The organism is Thiolinea disciformis DSM 14473 (assembly GCF_000371925.1).
Lineage (GTDB): Bacteria > Pseudomonadota > Gammaproteobacteria > Thiotrichales > Thiotrichaceae > Thiolinea > Thiolinea disciformis.
The window spans coordinates 72,851-90,622 of sequence record NZ_AQVE01000008.1 but is presented as its reverse complement, the minus strand read 5'-3'; the positions used below and the strand labels follow the sequence as shown (position 1 = coordinate 90,622).

Sequence of the window (17,772 nt, the reverse complement as noted above, 5' to 3'; positions counted from 1 at the left end):
GAATAATTAAGCGTCATTAATGCAGGATTACCATTTTTTTCGTGAATTTTGTATCATAAGTTCACACGATATTTGAGGAGGAGTTCACTATGCCTTACTACGCGATTGATGGCATCCGTCCTGTCATCCATCCCACGAGTTTTATCCATCCGACTGCAACGATTATTGGCGATGTGATCGTGGCTGCGGGTTGTTATGTCGGACCTGGTGCGGTGCTCAGAGGTGATTTTGGGCGCTTAATTCTTGAGGAAGGTGCTAATCTGCAAGATACCTGTGTGATGCATGGTTTTCCAAATACCGACACGGTCGTCGAGCGCAATGGACATATTGGTCACGGTGCGGTGCTACATGGCTGTCGTATTAAAGAAAATGCCTTAATTGGAATGAACAGTGTGATCATGGACGGAGCCGAAGTAGGACATTCCTCCATTGTGGCAGCCATGAGTTTTGTAAAAGCCAATATGATTATTCCGGAAAAACAATTGGTGGCTGGAACACCAGCGCGTATTATTCGCACCCTGAGCGAGCAAGAAATTGCTTGGAAAGAAGCTGGCACTTCCACCTATCAACAGCTAACCCTACGCTGCCACCAAAGCTTGGTAGAAACCACGCCATTGAGTGAAATAGAGCCCAATCGGACGCGCCTAAGCTTGGAAAATTTAGTGCCTTTGTACCAGTTAAAAAATACAGATGCTAAATTAACGTGAATCTAGCAACGTTTCACCATACCGCCAGTGAAGTCGTTGAGGCCTTCAAACGTGCCTCACCGATTCATGCTAATACTTTAATTTTGACGATTTATGGCGACATGATCTGCCCCCATGGCGGCACGATTTGGTTAGGCAGTTTAATCAAGCTCACAGAACCTTTAGGTATTAGTCAACGCTTGGTGCGTACTTCGGTGTTTCGTCTAGCTGAAAAAAAAATCCTGAGGTCTCGCCAAATCGGGCGGCGTAGCTATTATTCGCTGACTGAACGCGGCCAACGTCAGTTTGCAAGCGCCGCTCAACGTATCTATGCTGCGCAATTGCCGACTTGGGACGGTCAATGGCGCTTAGTCTTAACCCAATTGGGCGAATTGGATAATGAACAACGCGAGGCTGTACGCAAAGAGTTATTATGGCTTGGCTTCACACTTATTACGAACGGTGTATTCGCGCATCCCAGTCTTGATCTGGCCGTGGTTAAACAGATGGCCGAAGACATGCAAGTTAGCCAACATCTCGTCATGTTACGCGCTTACGCCCATGAATTGGAACATCTACCGACTGCCAATCAGCTCATTAAAAATTGCTTTAATGTGCAAGCTTTTGAGGAAGAATATGAAGCGTTTCATCAACTATTTTCCCCTGTACTCCAAGCTGCTTTAGCCGAGACTACCCCCCTAGACCCACAACTCTGTTTTTTAATTCGTACCCTCTTAATTCTAAAGTACCGCCGTATCTTATTGCGTGAACCCGAATTACCCCATGAACTCGCTCAAGCGGAATCCTGGAGTAGTAAAGCTCGAAGCCTGACCGCACAGCTCTATCAAACTATCGCACCCGCCGCTGAACAGTATTTTCTTGCTTTAAGCGAAACCGAAAAGGGTAAATTTGCACAGCCTAATGCCTCTTATTATCAGCGTTTTCTAGCTAATCACTGACTTTGTTCTCACGCGACAATTCTCCTAGGTTTATTAAGTTTTACGGCATTTTAAATCTGATTACGCCACACTAGACGCTTAGAGTTTTTGAGGCTAAGAGAATGGCAAATCTTCCCATGGATAGCTCACGCCGTCGTACCTTAATGGCCTTAGGCGCCAGTACTTTAGGTCTATTCAGTGCGACAACATGGGCCAGAACAGATACACCTGCGTGTATACTCTCTCCAGAACAAACAGAAGGGCCGTATTTTGTCGATGAGGATTTAAACCGTACCGATATTCGTAGCGATCCACGCTCTGGCAAAGTCGAATCTGGCGTGATACTACAATTGGCATTACAGATACAAGCGGTGCAATCGGGTCGCTGCCAACCCCTAGCAGGTGCGCAGGTTGATATTTGGCATTGTAATGCGCGCGGCATTTACTCCGACGTGCGTGACTCTTATGCAGATAGCACTGGACAACGTTTTCTGCGTGGCTATCAAGTGACCAATGCTCAAGGCTTAGTTAATTTCACCACCATTTATCCGGGCTGGTATCCGGGGCGCACACCGCATATCCATGTCAAAGTACGCACGCGCAATAGTGAATTTACTTCACAGATTTATTTTGACGATGCTTTCAGTGACCTTATTTATCAGCAAGCACCTTATAACGGGCGGGGACGACGTGGAACTGGCAATCGCAACGACTTTCTTTTCCAAGACGGCGGCGAAGCCATGCTGCTTAACTTGCAAGCCAACAATAATGCTTATCAAGGGCAGATCACTATCGGTGTGAGTGTGTAGCAGTTTCAACTGCTACACCTTGTGCTGAATCCTAGACACGCTCGATAATTAACGCGATACCCTGTCCAACACCAATACACATCGTGCATAAAGCATAGCGTCCCTGACTACGTTGGAGCTGATACATCGCCGTGGTCACTAAGCGCGCCCCACTCGCTCCCAACGGATGCCCTAAGGCAATAGCGCCACCATTTGGATTAACACGCGGATCATCGTCTTTTAAACCTAACTCACGCAAAACCGCTAAACCCTGAGCAGCAAAGGCTTCATTTAGCTCGATCACATCCATTTGATCGAGGCTTAAGCCTGTCAATGCTAATACTTTACGCGAAGCAGGTGCTGGCCCAATCCCCATAATACGCGGTGCAACGCCAGCGGTGGCCATGCCGACCACACGTGCACGCGGGGTTAAACCCTGTTGCTTGGCGGCCTGCTCACTAGCCAATAAGACCGCGCAAGCACCGTCATTGACCCCAGAGGCATTACCAGCCGTCACCGAACCCGTGGCACTAACCACACCTTTTAACTTCGCTAAGGCTTCCAACGAGGTCTCGCGTGGATGCTCATCCTTATTCACGATCACCGCATCGCCTTTGCGCTGCGCAATACTGACTGGCGTAATTTCCTGATCAAATATCCCCGTCTGCTGCGCTTTAAGCGCTTTCTGCTGCGAACGCAATGCCATTAAATCTTGCGCTTCGCGCTCAATATTAAAATCCACTGCGACGTTTTCAGCCGTCTCTGGCATCGAATCCACGCCATACTGTTTGCGCATTAACTCATTCACAAAGCGCCAGCCAATGGTTGTATCGTACACAGCATTACTACGACTAAAAGCGGAATCCGCTTTAGGCATCACAAAAGGAGCGCGACTCATGCTTTCTACGCCACCCGCCAGCATTAAACCAGCTTCGCCTGCTTTAATCGCCCGTGCCGCAGAGCCTATCGCATCCATCCCTGAACCACATAAACGGTTAATGGTGGAACCTGGAACATCAATCGGCAAACCCGCTAATAAGGCTGACATGCGCGCCACATTGCGATTATCCTCGCCTGCTTGGTTGGCACAGCCATATAACACATCCGCTACCTGAGTCCAATCCACAGAAGGGTTACGCTGCATCAGTGCTTTCAATGGAACAGCGCCTAAATCATCAGCACGTACCGAGGATAAAGCACCACCATAACGCCCAAACGGGGTACGAATCGCATCACAAATATAAGCCTGAGTCATGGGTTTGCCTTCTGAGATAAGTCGAACAAACTGGTTGCCTCCAAGTCCAAAACCTCCAGTTGCTCTTGATTAAACAATTGCCAACGCCAGCGTAATACGCCCAAATCAGGACGCTTACTGGAGCGACGTGCTTCCAAAACTTGAATCGTCAAAAATAATTGATCATTTACCCGCACTGGATTAGGCCATTTCACATAACTTAGCCCCGGTGAGGCAAACGATTCTGAACCCGCCAAAGCCACGCCAACCACCATGCGCATCGCAATAGCACAGGTGTGCCAACCACTGGCAATCAAGCCTGCAAAAGGCCCTAGCTCAGCATTTTGTTTTTCGGTATGAAACCATTGTGGATCATAGGCAGTGGCAAACTGAACTAATTCCTGCTCACTCAGCCCATAAGGCCCTGCTTTGAGCACTTGCCCAGCACTAAATTCACTAAAGCGCACGCGTTCCTACTCCATAAGACCATGCAGATATTGCTGCTGAACCAGCCAAGGACTGACCCGATAACGTTCACCGCGATAATGCTGATCAAGAGCATTCAGTAAACGCACCACACTCTGGCTATCCCACTGTGCCAACCACTCAAAAGGCCCCGCCGGATAATTCACACCCAACTTCATTGCGGCATCCGCACCTTCTGGGGTACACACCTGTTGTTGGACAGCATCCGCTGCTTCATTAATCAACATCGCAATGGTACGTGCCACAAGGAGGCCGGGGGTATCCGCCACTTGCTGTGCATTAAAACCCAATGCTTGTAAACATTGCTGCGCTTTATCTTGCCATTCGCGGTTGGCACGGCCTGAAATCGCCCATGCCAATGCACTCGCTGGCGCATCACTTAAGGGCAGATCAAATACCGCCACTTGTTTACCGAGTTGTGTCGCGGTTCGACCATCTGTTAAACGTAACTGTGCGCCATCCAAATCGATCCCGATCCAATCAGCATCTTCTAATTGGGTAAAATTGATCTGCAAATCTTTTAAACGTCTTGCTAATAAATCCGCAACACGCCCCTGCCCCATAACCGTTACATCTTGCGCTGTTGGCATGGGAGCCGCTACATACTCTGCAATACTGGGTTTTAGCGCAGTTTCGCGATAGTCATAAAAACCCTGTCCAGTCTTACGCCCCAATAAGCCACCATCCACTAATTCAGCTTGGACTAACGAGGGGACATAGCGCTTATCATAAAAATTCGCTTCATACACAGAGCGCGTTACCGAAAAATTAGTATCGTGCCCAATTAAATCCATCAATTCACACGGCCCCATGCGAAAGCCAACTGCCCGCAAACAGGCATCTGCTACCACAGGTCTTAAGGCGTGTTCATGGAGTAAAGCCAAAGTTTCGGCATAAAACGGGCGTGCAATGCGATTAACAATAAACCCGGGGGTAGAGCGTGCATAAACAGGAGTTTTGCCCCATGACTGGGAGAGTTCAAAAATAGCCTCGGCTATGGCTTTTTGGGTTTGCAACCCCGAGACCACCTCGACTAATTTCATGAGTGGCACCGGATTAAAAAAGTGCATCCCTACCAAACGCTCGGGATGCTTTAAACCATTCGCTATCGCCGTGACGGAAATCGATGAAGTATTGGTTGCCAACACACATTCAGGAGAAACAATGCCTTCCAATTGTTGGAATAAACTCCGCTTTACCGCAAGATTTTCAACAATCGCTTCTATCGCTAAACCCGCAGTCTTTGCTTCGGATAAATCATGAATGGCTTGTACTTTATCTAGCATCGCACTGGCTTTATCGGCACTTAATTTGCCTTTATCCACTAGCATCGTGAAGGTTTGCCCCAGTTTGGCCTTCGCCTCAGTGGCAGCGCCCTCGCGTGCGTCATACAGCAATACAGTATGGCCTGCTTGCACCGAAACCTGTGCAATGCCAGCTCCCATAATGCCCGTACCAATAATTAAAACAGGAACAGCGGTTAAAGAAGGTGTTGTCATAGGCTCGGTATCCAATGGGCAGGACGTTTATCAAGAAAAGCGGCAAAGCCTTCGCGGGCTTCCTCCGTACCGCGTACTCGGCTAATGGTTTGCGCGGTTAATTCGATAGTATCAGCACTAAACGAGCCGGGCTCTAATTGTGCGTAAAGCTGTTTAATTTCATGTTGCGCCTGTGGCCCACCGACTAATAATTCGCTTACGGCCTCATCCACCGCAGCATCCAGTTGATCTAAGCCAACCACTTGTTGTACTAAGCCAATTCTCAAGGCTTCATCGGCTTTAATACGCGTGGTGCTCAAGGCTAAACGCTTGGCTTGGCGTTTACCCAGCGCATTAATAAGATAAGGGCCAATGACAGCTGGGAGAATGCCAAACTTCGCTTCACTCACTGAAAAAGCCGCATTCTCTGATGCAATCGCCATATCACAGGCGCAAGTTAAGCCAACCCCACCACCCATCACCGCGCCTTGCACACGCGCTACTGTAGGCTTAGGACAGGTTTCAATGCGTGCATACATGGCAGCAAAACGGCGTGCATCTTGCAGATTCCATTCTTGACTAGCACTACTGGCGCGTTGCATCCATTGCAAATCAGCGCCTGCACTAAAATGTTTACCCTCGCCCGCTAACACAATAACACGCACACTAGCATCAGCCGCTAATGCAGCGAACGCTTGGTCTAATTCACCGACCATGATTTCGTCAAAGGCATTAAATACCGCTGGACGTGACATGGTAACTTGCATGACACCTGGTGCGCGTTGGGTTACGACAATCGTTTGCCATTGAGTCATTAATAAGTCTCCAAATGTAAACGGCCTTCTTGCTTTAAGCTCAGTCCTAAGCTTTCCCAAGCTAAACCTGCTTGCTGTGCAATATCTCGCAAGGCCAATACTACCCCTTCTTCCATGCTCTTCAAACCACAGACATAAAAATAAGTATTCGGATTTTTTAATAGCTCGGCAAGATCCGTAGCACGTTCACGCATTAAGTCTTGTACATAACGTTTAGGCTGATCGGGTATTCGCGAAAAGGCAAAGTTAATATCAATAAAATCTTTGGGCAAGCTTTGAAGTGGGCCAAAATACGGTAATTCCTCTTTGGTACGCGCCCCAAAGAATAGCATCAGTTTACCCCCTTCAAATTTGCCACTTTTGCGCAAGCGCCGCCGCCACTCTGTCATCGCCCGCATGGGCGCACTGCCCGTTCCCGTGCAAATCATCACAATATTGGAGCGCGGATGATTGGGCATTAAGAAACTACTACCAAAAGGACCAATGACCTTAACTTTATCACCCACTTGTAAGTCACACATATAATTCGAAGCCACGCCACGGACTGGATTACCCTGATAATCTTCCAACACCCGCTTAATGGTTAATGACACATTGTTATAGCCCGGGCGCTCGCCATTCCGTGGGCTTGCAATGGAATATTGTCGAGCATGATGAGGCTTACCTTTTGCATCTACGCCCGGTGGAATAATGCCAATCGACTGCCCCTCCAACACCGGAAAAGGCATCGCACCAAAATCCAATACAATATGATGGGTATCATAATCGCGCCCTACTTCCGTCACGCGTACATTACCCACCACAGTCGCATTCACAAAAGGCTCTTGGGATTTCACACCGTATAGATTGGTATAAGCATGAGCGGCTGACCAAGGCGGCAAACTAGCATTATATTGCGCACTATTGAACGGAGCGTCCAAATCAACAAGCGACGGAGTTGAGCTTTGACTAGCTTCAGCCGTTGGCAGACTATCAGCGCTAATACCTAAATCTGCTAGCTGCTCGTCACTTAATTCACTGGGCAAACTGTCCCAACTAAACTGTTCTTCTAGGGTATAAGGCCGTGTGCTAGGCATTTTGCGCCAATTATCAATCGAGCCGGTTGGGCAAGGTGGGATACAAGCCATACAGAAATTGCAAACTGCCGCATCCACCACATAATTGGTTGAATCGTGGGTAATCGCATTAACAGGGCAAGTAGCTTCGCAAGTATTGCAGCGAATGCAAATTTCGGGATCAATCAAATGTTGATTGATCAGGGTTGACGTAGCTATCTCCACTATCGCTCCTCCAGCATAGTTAGTCATGCTTATGCAAATTCAATTTATGCATTATGGTGCATGATTTTAATCAGCAACGCAAGCACTTTAATGCATATTGATGCAAATAATTCATTTCCGAATCAGTATCCTGCGTTATTTGCAAATACCCTGCATCCTTAGAAACAATCCTTACCACCTATCCAAGCCCTGCTATAATAGCTCTCCCATTTCTTAGTCCGCTATTTCATTAAAGGTTCTGATTGCTCCATGACAACTCCCATCTATGATGCTGCAGCGATTGAAGTATTAACTGGCCTTGATCCGGTGCGAAAACGCCCAGGTATGTACACCGATACCACCCGCCCCAATCACCTAGCACAAGAAGTCATTGATAATAGTGTCGACGAAGCTTTGGCGGGACATGCCACGCAAATTCTAGTGACCCTGCACGCTGACAATTCATTAAGTGTGGCAGACAATGGTCGTGGTATGCCGGTCGATTTGCACCCTTTGGAAAAAAAGCCGGGGGTAGAAGTCATTCTTTGCACCTTGCACGCTGGTGGCAAATTCTCGAATCAAAACTATCAATTTTCAGGTGGTTTGCACGGTGTGGGTGTCTCAGTAGTCAATGCTTTATCTGAGCGTTTAGAAGTAGCGATTAAACGCGATGGGCACATTTATACTATGCGTTTTGCGCATGGCGACAAGGCCAGCGAGTTGCAAACCTCAGGCAAAGTAGCCAAAAAAGATACCGGAACTGAATTGCGTTTCTGGCCAGATGCACGCTATTTTGATACGCCCAAATTTTCGGTAACGCGCTTAAAACACAATTTACGAGCCAAGGCAGTATTGTGCCCAAACTTATATATTCGCTTCCATGATGAAAACACCAATGAAACCGTGGAATGGCGCTACGAAGCCGGTTTACGTGATTACTTATTTGAGGCCGTACAAGGTTTTACCCTCCTACCCGAAAAACCCTTTGTCGGAAAGTTAGATGCGAACCGTGAATCAGTGGAGTGGGCCTTATTATGGCTGCCCGAGGGTGGCGAGCTGATTCAAGAAAGTTATGTTAATCTGATTCCAACCTTGCAGGGCGGTACGCACGTTAATGGCTTACGCACAGGGGTCACGGATGCTTTGCGTGAATTTTGTGAATTCCGTAACTTAATGCCGCGCGGGTTAAAACTAACGCCCGATGATGTGTGGGAAAATATTAGCTATGTCTTGTCGTTCAAAATGCAGGAACCGCAGTTTGCAGGCCAAACGAAAGAACGCTTATCCTCACGCGAGGCCGCTAGTTTTGTATCTGGTTCATTAAAAGATGCGTTTAGTCTTTACTTGAATCAAAACACGTCGATTGGCGAACAATTAGCGGATATGGCGATTAATAATGCCAGCCGCCGCCAACGGGCCAGCAAAAAAATTGTACGCAAGAAAGTAACCACGGGCCCTGCTTTACCCGGAAAATTAGCCGATTGTGCGTCACAAGATTTAAGCCATACTGAATTATTTTTAGTAGAAGGCGATTCGGCGGGCGGTTCAGCCAAGCAGGCACGTGATCGTGAGTTTCAGGCTATCATGCCTTTGCGCGGCAAGATTCTAAATACTTGGGAAGTCGACCCTGATCAAGTACTGAGTTCGCAAGAAGTGCACGATATATCAGTGGCCATTGGCATGGAGCCGGGCTCCATTGATCTTTCGGGCTTACGTTATGGCAAAATTTGTATTTTGGCAGATGCTGATTCGGATGGTGCACATATTGCGACCCTGCTGTGTGCTTTATTTGTACGCCATTTTCGAGCGCTTGTTGAAGCGGGTCATGTCTTTGTTGCTATGCCCCCCTTATTCCGCATCGATGTGGGTAAAGAAGTTTATTACGCGTTGGATGAGGCAGAAAAACAATCACGCCTAGATTTAATTAGCGCAGAAAAAAAACGCGGGATCGTGAATGTCACACGCTTTAAAGGTTTGGGTGAAATGAATCCGATCCAATTGCGCGAAACGACCATCTCCCCAGACACACGTCGTTTGGTGCAGCTCACTATCGATGATCAAGCGGCTACTGATGCCATGATGGATATGCTACTAGCGAAAAAGCGGGCGGCCGATCGTAAAGCATGGCTGGAAGATAAAGGAAATTTAGCCAGCGTTTAGTGCCTACCACCTTGTGCATGAATCACTTGGTGGATAAAACGCATTTTTTCTATCACGGGCGGATTGATTACAAAGGGATAAAGTAAATCCTGCCCCATACTGCGGTTAATCGCATTCAATGCCGTGGATAAGGGAAACCAATTATCCATAATTTGATTAAAGTCTTGCTGCTCATAGGCATTGAAATCATGGAGGCTGCTGCCAGTTTGATAGGCTGCAACAACCCGCAAATCAAATTGGCTCGCTGTTTCCAACGTATCGATAATATGCAGATAGTGCGCCCAAGTCTCCGCCCAATCCTCCCAAGGATGAGAACTTGCATAAGCACTAATATAATAATTTTGCCAATCAAGAGGCGCCCCAAACTGATAATGGCGTTCTAAGGCTTGGCGATAATTGCGGGTTTCATCACCGAAAAGCTGACGAAACCCTTCTAACCAATACGTGTGGCGAATTAAACGATCCCAATAATAATGGCCTGACTCATGGCGGAAATGTCCCAAAATCGTTCGATACGGCTCATTCATTTGCGCCCGCATTCGCTCACGTGTGACAGGGTCAGCCTCTGCAATATTGATAGTAATTAAACCTTTTGAGTGCCCAATCAAAACACGTTTGCGTCCACTAAAAGGCACATCCGCTAAAAACTCGAATGCCAAACCATTCGACGTTTCAGGGCGACGTGGTGCAATCGGCAAGCCCAAACGCAACATGGCATACACAAAATAACGTTTATCCATCTCAAGCCGATGCCACAATACCTTATTATCAGCATTGCTTAAATTGGGAATAACATGGTTCAAACGGCAAGATACGCAAAATGCCTCGTGATCATCCACTGCCACCATCCAATTACAAACCTGTTGGTGATAATAGTTAGGGCACATGCGATACCAACGCTCAGGCTGACTTTGGATAGGCTTCCATAGGTTTTCGCCACTATTTTCAAACGCTAAGAGCTTCAGTTGCTCCGGCACAAACCCTAAAGTAGCACCACAACGTTGACAAAATACATTCTCAAAATACAGTTGGTTGCCACAACCATTACAGGTATATAACTGCAAAACCACGCTCCTAAGTACTTGACCTCTGTCTGCGTAAGCGATTGTGGCGCTTTAGTTCAAAGCGCAGCAAGTCTTTGGACGAAAACTAAGGCCATTGCTAAGCGTTTAGATTATGCCCTGACTAGCCCTTACCCCCTAAAACAGCGTAGCATGACCACTTTTGTGCCTTAGGTCAGCCCTGCTATGCATGAACATAATAAAGGAATTTTGTTATTAATCCTCACTACTTTTATTTTTGCTATTCAAGATTCAGTCACCAAACTGCTAGCCGGTCAGCTTCCTGTTTTCCAATTTCTAGGCATTCGCTATTTGGTGTTTTTTTTATTTGCACTCTGGTGGACTACCCGTAAGCGCCCCCTTAAGCAAGTATTAGTCGTAAAACATCACAGCTTGCAATTACTGCGCGGCGTTTTATTAGGCCTAGAAAGCTTATTATTTGCTTGGACGCTCAAACATCTGGGTATTGCACAAATGTATAGTATTTTTGTGTCTTTTCCTTTAATCGTGACTGCTTTGTCGCCGCTTATTTTGAAAGAGCCAGTTGGCTTTTGGCGTTGGATTATTATCACGATTGGCTTTATAGGCGCCATCATTATTATTGCACCGGGTTCCATCAATTTTACTATTTATAGCTTATTTGCACTGGGATGCGCAGCACTTTATGCGCTTTATAATATACTGACCCGCTTTGTCAGCAAAACCGACCACACTGACTCTTCTTTACTATATACAGGTCTTATGGCGGCCGCTATTAATGCACCTTTCCTACCCTTTGTATGGAAACCACTTACAGGCTATACCGCTTTCTTGATTTTACTACTCTGTGCTTTAGGCTTGCTCAGCCACTATTTAATGATCGTTGCTTTAAAACTTACTCCTGCGGTTATCTTACAGCCTTTTAATTACTTTACCCTACCGTGGGCTTTGCTATTAGGGGTGCTATTATTTGGTGAGACTATACCGCTACAACAATTAAGCGGTGCAGCGCTAGTTGTCGCTAGTGGCTTAGTGGTAGCTTATTACCAAACCCAAAACAAATACACCAAATTAAGCTAATATAGTAAGATTATGATAGCTTTTAATGATCGCTACTATGCAGCCTAACCCTTATGAACCACCCAAAGCCAATTTAGCTTTACCCCAACTACCTGCAGAAAACGCTAATGTGTTAACTCGTCCCAGAATTATACCTTGGCGTGAAGCGGCTAATTGGATTCGTTTAGGCTGGAACCTATATAAAAAAGATTGGCTAATATGGCTAATTATTTTAATCATAATACTTGTATTGGCTCTTACACCACCAGTTCTGTTAGGCTATTTCAATTTCTTTTTGCCTTATGAGCGATTAGTGTTATGGGAAGAAAATTCGTCTTGGTTATCAGCTTTAAGTATTTTATATGAGGTTATTATATATACATTTCTTATTATGTTATCAGGTGGGTTATATCTAGGACTAGCACAGGTACAACAAGGGCTACCCTTAAAAGTAGCTCATCTATTAGCAGGTTTTAAAGACAACCTAATTAGCCTATTCACCTTAGGGCTACTATCCAGCCTCGCTTATCAGGGTTTAATAGGATTGTTCAATCAATTTTCACAACCTGCTAACATAACTGAAGAGCTAAGCTTTCCAATTAGCTACCTCTATTCATTATTTCTAGATCGCCCTAATATAGTAGGCATGAGCTATTTTTTTATTAATCTACTTTCCTCCATTTTTATTGATTTTACCATCATGCTGACCACCCTCAATAGAATGCCACTCCCTACTGCTATACAAAAATCCCTTAAGGGCATATTGAGGAATATACCTGTTATGCTTTTTTATTTGTTACTATCTAGTTTATTAGAAATAATGGCGACACTACCTTATTTATTGGGCTTATTTATTGTCTTGCCGCTACGCTATTGCAGCGCTTATATTGCCTACCAAGCAATTTTTCTGAAATAGTCAAACCCCAAACTCATAATATTTTTTAAAATTAGTTTTTAAGCCTAACCAGCTATTGCTATCTATATCATATAAAAATTTAATATATGCTTTGTGGTATCACCAAAAGACAACAAGTGTAGTCATCTCCTAACCAAGCTAACATTTTCTACCCGGCTCCGTGATTGCGTAGCCATGACTTAGCGATTACTCTAAATTTTTTCATTAGGACTATTCATGAAACAATCACGCGAAGTGTTGTTAGCCTTACTTGCAGGGATGCTCTTAGTCGGTATAGTGAGTTTTAATAGCCAACTGGCCAAAGCTACTACGCCATTATTTGCGTCTTGGGTCGCGCATGGGGTGGGTACGCTGGTTTCTATACTTTTTTTGCTTGGCTTCCTGCACTTTTTTCCACCCCTTAAAACCTCAACAAAAACAGTACCTTGGTGGGGCTATGCTGGGGGCCTAGCAGGGGCTATGACTGTAGCGGTTGCCTCAATGGCCGTGAATAGTCCACTGGGTTTGGCCGGAACTTTAGCCCTGAGTTTAGTAGGGCAAATTAGTTTTAGCCTTGTATCTGATCAATTTGGGTGGTTTGGCTTACTCAAACGCAAGCTGACCATTCATGATTTCATCAGTATTTCATTGGTTGTTACAGGCAGTCTATTCATTATTTATTTTCAGGCTAGATCATGAGTACCGGTATTATATTAGCCATAGTGTCAGGCATTTTGATTAGCCTCAATCGCATTGCTAATGGACGTGTGGGTCTTGCCCTAGGAGCTTTTAAAGCTTCTTATTGGAATCATCTAGTTGGTTTGGTTTTCCTTAGCGTGCTTCTGCTAGTGATGCAAGGCTTTGTCTGGGAACACGCTAGCCATGCACCTTGGTATGCTTATTTGGGTGGTGTACTAGGTACTTTTTTTGTCGCCATTAATAGTTATGTCATTCCGCGTTTAGGGGTAACGAAAACTGCTTTAGCGGTGATTAGTGGACAAATGGGCATGGGGGTATTACTTCATGCCGAACAACAGTCCCTGCCTCATCTATTGCTGCAATGCTTAGGGGTTGCTTTTATTTTAGCCGGAATTATATGGGCACAACGCCATAAAACATAATGGTAGGAATCTGTATGAATATTGCTAAACCCTATATCCAACGCATTGAAGCACTCTTAGCCAGACAACCACGTGTTTTGCTAGGTCTGACGGGTGCGCCAGGAGCTGGCAAATCCACTTTGGCTGAGGCATTAAGCCAACACTTTGCTAGTCAAGCCCAAATCGTGCCTATGGATGGATTTCATTTGGCGCAAGTCGAATTAGAGCGTTTGGGTAGGGCGGCACGTAAAGGCGCACCGGATACCTTTGATAGTGATGGCTATGTCGCTTTATTAAAACGGCTACGTGAGCCACAACACACGATTATCTATGCCCCTAGCTTTCGACGTGATTTGGAAGAGCCGATTGCTTGTGCCATTCCTATTGCTCCTGAAACACGCTTAATCATTACTGAAGGCAATTATTTATTGCTTGAACAAGAGGCTTGGAAAGAGGTAGCCACTTTGTTAGATGAAGTATGGTATGTGGAAGTCGAACCAAACCTACGCCTCGAACGGCTTGTAGCGCGCCATCAACGCTTCGGACGATCCTTGGCCGAAGCACAAGCGTGGATTGCTTCAACCGATGAACCTAATGCTCGTGTAATTGAAGCTACTAAGTCGCGTGCTAACTGGATAATTCAAGAAGCACGCTAAGCGTAATGAGGATTGTGCTTAATAACTTGCTAAAAACTGTGCAATCGCATCGTAACTTGGACTTAAGGCACGCAAAGGTTGCGCCAAACCAGCTAGTAGTTTGACATGATCAACCTTAGGATAGATCTTCACCCCTACTGCATGACCCGCTTGCGCTAAGCTTTCTGCAAAGACTTGGGTATGGCGAGGAATGACGCGATCATCGGCTGCGCCATGCAATAATAAACTGCGTGGCATATTGACCGGAATATTTATCGGCGGTTTCACTTGATCGGCTGTAACTGCGCCAAACACTTGAGACACTTCGGGTAAATCTAAAGGCAAATCATAAGGCCCTGCCATACCAATTAGACCGACCAGCTTCGCCGAGACCCCTTGAGCGCGCAAGTAATGAGGACGAGTCGCTAATAAAGCCGCCGTATGCGCACCGGACGAATGTCCCATTACAATAAAACGCTCGAGTGGCCTCCCTAAGAGTTGTGGTGCGTTGCGCTCTGTGTAGGCAAGCGCCTGAGCCAAATCCTGAACAAACGCTGGATATTGTACCTGCGGATAAAGACGATAATTCGGAATAATGACCGTATGGCCGAGGCTAGTCAGCGCATGTGCTACAAAAACATAATCCTTTTTATCACCTTCACGCCAAGCACCACCATAAACAAATAAAATAGGTGGTGCATTAGGCTTTGCGAGTTTAGGCCGATAAATATCTAAGGCTTGGCGTGGCAATCCACCATATTTTAGACTTTGCTGAGTATAGCCACTACTTGGCAGAACGGCATTTAGCGCATCTACCGGCGTAAGCGTCGAACACCCTGCGCCCAGTAATAAGGCACTTAAAGCAAGGATCGCAATCAAAATGAGCTTATTCATGCGGTCAATACCCCTAGCTTATTTCCTTAAAATCCTTCTTTAGATCAGCGATTAGCTAAGCCCTAACTTTGCAACTCCACTCTATCTTTAAATTGCTCTAAAGCCTCTGGATTAGCCAGTGCTTCTATATTCTTTACGGGTTTACCGTGCACCACATTCCGAACGGCTAATTCCACTAATTTGCCACTTTTAGTGCGTGGAATATCAGTGACTTGAATAATTTTAGCCGGCACATGACGTGGTGTAGCATTTGTCCGAATCGCTTGTTTAATACGATTAGCTAAAGTTTCGTCCAAGTTTTGATCAGGCTGCAAACGCACAAATAAAATAACCCGTACATCACTGGGCTGGTCTCTTGGCCAATCTTGCCCAATCACTAAGGACTCCAAAACCTCCGGCAAATTATCGACCTGACGATAAATTTCCGCCGTGCCAATTCTTACCCCACCGGGATTTAAAGTAGCATCTGATCGCCCATAAATGATTAAGCCATCATGGGCAGTAATTTCACAAAAATCCCCATGACACCAAATATTAAGAAAACGCTCGAAATAAGCGGCATGATATTTTTCACCCTTTGCATCATTCCAAAAACCCAAGGGCATACAGGGGAAAGCTTGGGTACAAACTAATTCCCCTTTTTCTTCGCGTACAGCTTGCCCGTCTTCATTCCAAACATCGACCGCCATCCCTAAGCCTTTGCACTGAATTTCACCACGCCAAACTGGCAGATTAGGATTGCCCAATACAAAGCAAGAAATAATATCCGTGCCGCCCGAAATGGAAGCTAGCGCCAGCTCAGCTTTAATGGACTGATAAACAAAATCAAAACTTTGAGGCGCTAAAGGACTGCCTGTAGAAAATACTGCACGCAAGGCAGTTAAATCATAATGCTGACTGGGTTCTAAACCGCTTTTCGCAAGACTTTCGATATATTTGGCTGAGGTGCCAAAGTGGGTCATTTTTTCAGCTTCGGCATATTGCCACAGAATATGACCGTCATTCACAAAAGGATTGCCGTCATATAAGAGTAACGTTGCCCCAACAGCCAAACCCGACACCAGCCAATTCCACATCATCCAGCCGCACGTTGTGAAATAAAATAAGCGATCGCCTTCACGAATATCCGCATGTAAACGATGCTCTTTAAGATGCTGCAACAAAGTGCCACCGGCGCCATGCACAATACATTTTGGCACACCTGTAGTACCAGAAGAGTACATAATATACAGTGGGTGATTAAAGGGCAGCGGTTGGTACTGAGGCTCAGTCACCCCCACATGCGGCGCTATAAAATCCTCATAAGCGATCGCTTGGTGAATCGAGCCTAGCGCTACAGCTTTCGTCGTAGTGTGCAGATAAGGCACTATGACAATTTGTTTAAGACTGGGCAAACGTTGGGAAAGCTCGGCCAGTTTATCGCGAATATCCAAAGCTTTGCCGTTATACCAATAACCATCGCAGCTAATCAGCACCTTTGGTTCGGTTTGCCCAAAGCGATCTAAGACACCTTGCACCCCAAAATCAGGCGAAGCACTGGTAAACACAGCGCCTAAACTCGCAGCCGCTAACATGGCAATCAAGGTTTCTGGTAGGTTCGGCATATAAGCCGCCACGCGATCACCCGTCTCGACGCCACAAGCTTTTAAAGCGGCTGCAAATTGTGCGACTGCAATCCGCAATTCCGCACGACTCATCCGCCGCTTAATTTTATCCTCGCCCCAAAAGACTAGCGCTTCTGGATTGCTGGAATCGCGCAACAAATTTTCAGCGAAGTTGAGATGAGCCTCGGGAAACCATTGGGTGTCGCGCATCGAAGTACCACTCTGTAGTACAGTAGTCCCCATCTCGCCTATGACACCACCAAAATTTGCGACTTCTTTCCAAAATAATGCAGGCTGTTCAATAGACCACTGATGTAAATCTTGATAAGTGCTGACCTCAACGGCATAGCGCTGTTGAATCGTTTTACTAAAGGCAGTCATGGCCGAAGCAGCTATACGCTCAGCCGAGGGCGCCCACAAAGCTGGGGTCGTGGTTATCGCATTAGTCATTCCGCTCTCCTCGGTGTCAATCACAGTATCATCTTCCTGTTTAGTAGCTTAGAACTATTTATAAATGGACAAAATTTCATCTAATTACGCCACGCCAGTACACTTCCTGGGTGACAGCTTAATAATTAACCTACTCAAACCCTTATAAAAAATATATACTCATCTATCCACTCTCTACCTCCCAAGACTCACTCAAGAGTTTTTAATGTGCATCAAGCTATGCTTATTAAGTTAGGAGGTTTATGACTACC

At 45.9% G+C, this 17,772-nt stretch carries 17 protein-coding genes; 9 read left to right on the top strand and 8 right to left on the bottom strand.

The features are described 5' to 3' along the window. The first annotated feature begins 89 nt into the window (after positions 1-89). From A3IE_RS0108405 to A3IE_RS0108395, 3 genes are all read left to right on the top strand, one after another. Entirely contained in the window at positions 90-707 is a 618-nt protein-coding gene (locus A3IE_RS0108405; protein WP_020395167.1) for a hypothetical protein, read from the top strand. Then, positions 704-1,645: a PaaX family transcriptional regulator gene (locus A3IE_RS0108400; protein WP_020395166.1), complete on the top strand. Its 942-nt coding sequence runs from the start codon at positions 704-706 to the stop codon at positions 1,643-1,645. Before A3IE_RS0108405 ends, A3IE_RS0108400 begins: the two co-directional genes overlap by 4 nt. A 101-nt stretch (positions 1,646-1,746) precedes the next feature. After that, the gene (locus A3IE_RS0108395) at positions 1,747-2,433 is read left to right on the top strand and encodes an intradiol ring-cleavage dioxygenase (protein ID WP_020395165.1); all 687 of its coding nucleotides are present in this window, start codon (positions 1,747-1,749) and stop codon (positions 2,431-2,433) included. A 31-nt stretch (positions 2,434-2,464) separates the two neighbouring features. Here the strand turns inward: A3IE_RS0108395 and pcaF are convergent, their stop codons facing one another. From pcaF to boxA, 5 genes are read right to left on the bottom strand one after another with little or no spacing between them, the layout of a single operon-like run. Then, positions 2,465-3,667 carry a 3-oxoadipyl-CoA thiolase gene (gene pcaF / locus A3IE_RS0108390; RefSeq protein WP_020395164.1) on the bottom strand — a complete coding sequence of 401 codons (1,203 nt, stop codon included), beginning with the start codon at positions 3,665-3,667 and terminating at the stop codon, positions 2,465-2,467. After that, positions 3,664-4,113 carry a MaoC family dehydratase gene (locus A3IE_RS0108385; RefSeq protein WP_020395163.1) on the bottom strand — a complete coding sequence of 150 codons (450 nt, stop codon included), beginning with the start codon at positions 4,111-4,113 and terminating at the stop codon, positions 3,664-3,666. Before A3IE_RS0108385 ends, pcaF begins: the two co-directional genes overlap by 4 nt. A 6-nt stretch (positions 4,114-4,119) precedes the next feature. Further along, a complete protein-coding gene (locus A3IE_RS0108380) occupies positions 4,120-5,631 on the bottom strand; it encodes a 3-hydroxyacyl-CoA dehydrogenase (protein ID WP_020395162.1) in 1,512 nt (503 codons plus the stop codon). Beyond that, positions 5,628-6,425, bottom strand: coding sequence for an enoyl-CoA hydratase-related protein (locus tag A3IE_RS0108375; protein ID WP_020395161.1), 798 nt, complete (start codon positions 6,423-6,425; stop codon positions 5,628-5,630). The genes A3IE_RS0108380 and A3IE_RS0108375 overlap by 4 nt, the downstream gene beginning before the upstream one ends. Beyond that, positions 6,425-7,705 (bottom strand): benzoyl-CoA 2,3-epoxidase subunit BoxA, encoded by a 1,281-nt coding sequence (gene boxA / locus A3IE_RS0108370; protein WP_020395160.1) that lies wholly within the window; start codon positions 7,703-7,705, stop codon positions 6,425-6,427. Before boxA ends, A3IE_RS0108375 begins: the two co-directional genes overlap by 1 nt. Positions 7,706-7,954: 249 nt before the next feature. On the opposite strand from boxA, the gene parE reads away from it, so the two are divergent. Next, positions 7,955-9,844, top strand: a complete 1,890-nt coding sequence (gene parE / locus A3IE_RS0108365) for a DNA topoisomerase IV subunit B (protein ID WP_020395159.1) — start codon at positions 7,955-7,957, stop codon at positions 9,842-9,844. Here parE and A3IE_RS0108360 read toward each other — a convergent pair. Then, positions 9,841-10,914: a zinc-binding metallopeptidase family protein gene (locus A3IE_RS0108360; protein ID WP_425425128.1), complete on the bottom strand. Its 1,074-nt coding sequence runs from the start codon at positions 10,912-10,914 to the stop codon at positions 9,841-9,843. The two genes, parE and A3IE_RS0108360, sit on opposite strands and share 4 nt — an antisense overlap. A gap of 177 nt (positions 10,915-11,091) precedes the next feature. On the opposite strand from A3IE_RS0108360, the gene A3IE_RS0108355 reads away from it, so the two are divergent. The 5 genes from A3IE_RS0108355 to A3IE_RS0108335 all read left to right on the top strand — a co-directional run bounded on the left by A3IE_RS0108355 (position 11,092) and on the right by A3IE_RS0108335 (position 14,594). Continuing rightward, positions 11,092-11,964 (top strand): DMT family transporter, encoded by an 873-nt coding sequence (locus A3IE_RS0108355; protein ID WP_020395157.1) that lies wholly within the window; start codon positions 11,092-11,094, stop codon positions 11,962-11,964. Positions 11,965-11,989: 25 nt separating this feature from the next. After that, positions 11,990-12,859, top strand: a complete 870-nt coding sequence (locus A3IE_RS0108350) for a hypothetical protein (RefSeq protein ID WP_157832853.1) — start codon at positions 11,990-11,992, stop codon at positions 12,857-12,859. Positions 12,860-13,075: 216 nt separating this feature from the next. Beyond that, positions 13,076-13,537 carry a DMT family transporter gene (locus tag A3IE_RS0108345; RefSeq protein WP_020395155.1) on the top strand — a complete coding sequence of 154 codons (462 nt, stop codon included), beginning with the start codon at positions 13,076-13,078 and terminating at the stop codon, positions 13,535-13,537. After that, positions 13,534-13,959, top strand: coding sequence for a DMT family transporter (locus A3IE_RS0108340; RefSeq protein WP_020395154.1), 426 nt, complete (start codon positions 13,534-13,536; stop codon positions 13,957-13,959). Before A3IE_RS0108345 ends, A3IE_RS0108340 begins: the two co-directional genes overlap by 4 nt. 14 nt (positions 13,960-13,973) lie before the next feature. Further along, positions 13,974-14,594, top strand: coding sequence for a nucleoside/nucleotide kinase family protein (locus tag A3IE_RS0108335; RefSeq protein WP_020395153.1), 621 nt, complete (start codon positions 13,974-13,976; stop codon positions 14,592-14,594). Positions 14,595-14,612: 18 nt separating this feature from the next. Here A3IE_RS0108335 and A3IE_RS0108330 read toward each other — a convergent pair whose 3' ends face one another. Further along, positions 14,613-15,467: an alpha/beta hydrolase gene (locus A3IE_RS0108330; RefSeq protein WP_020395152.1), complete on the bottom strand. Its 855-nt coding sequence runs from the start codon at positions 15,465-15,467 to the stop codon at positions 14,613-14,615. A gap of 62 nt (positions 15,468-15,529) precedes the next feature. Next, positions 15,530-17,521, bottom strand: coding sequence for an acetoacetate--CoA ligase (locus A3IE_RS0108325; RefSeq protein WP_020395151.1), 1,992 nt, complete (start codon positions 17,519-17,521; stop codon positions 15,530-15,532). Positions 17,522-17,772 lie beyond the last annotated feature (251 nt).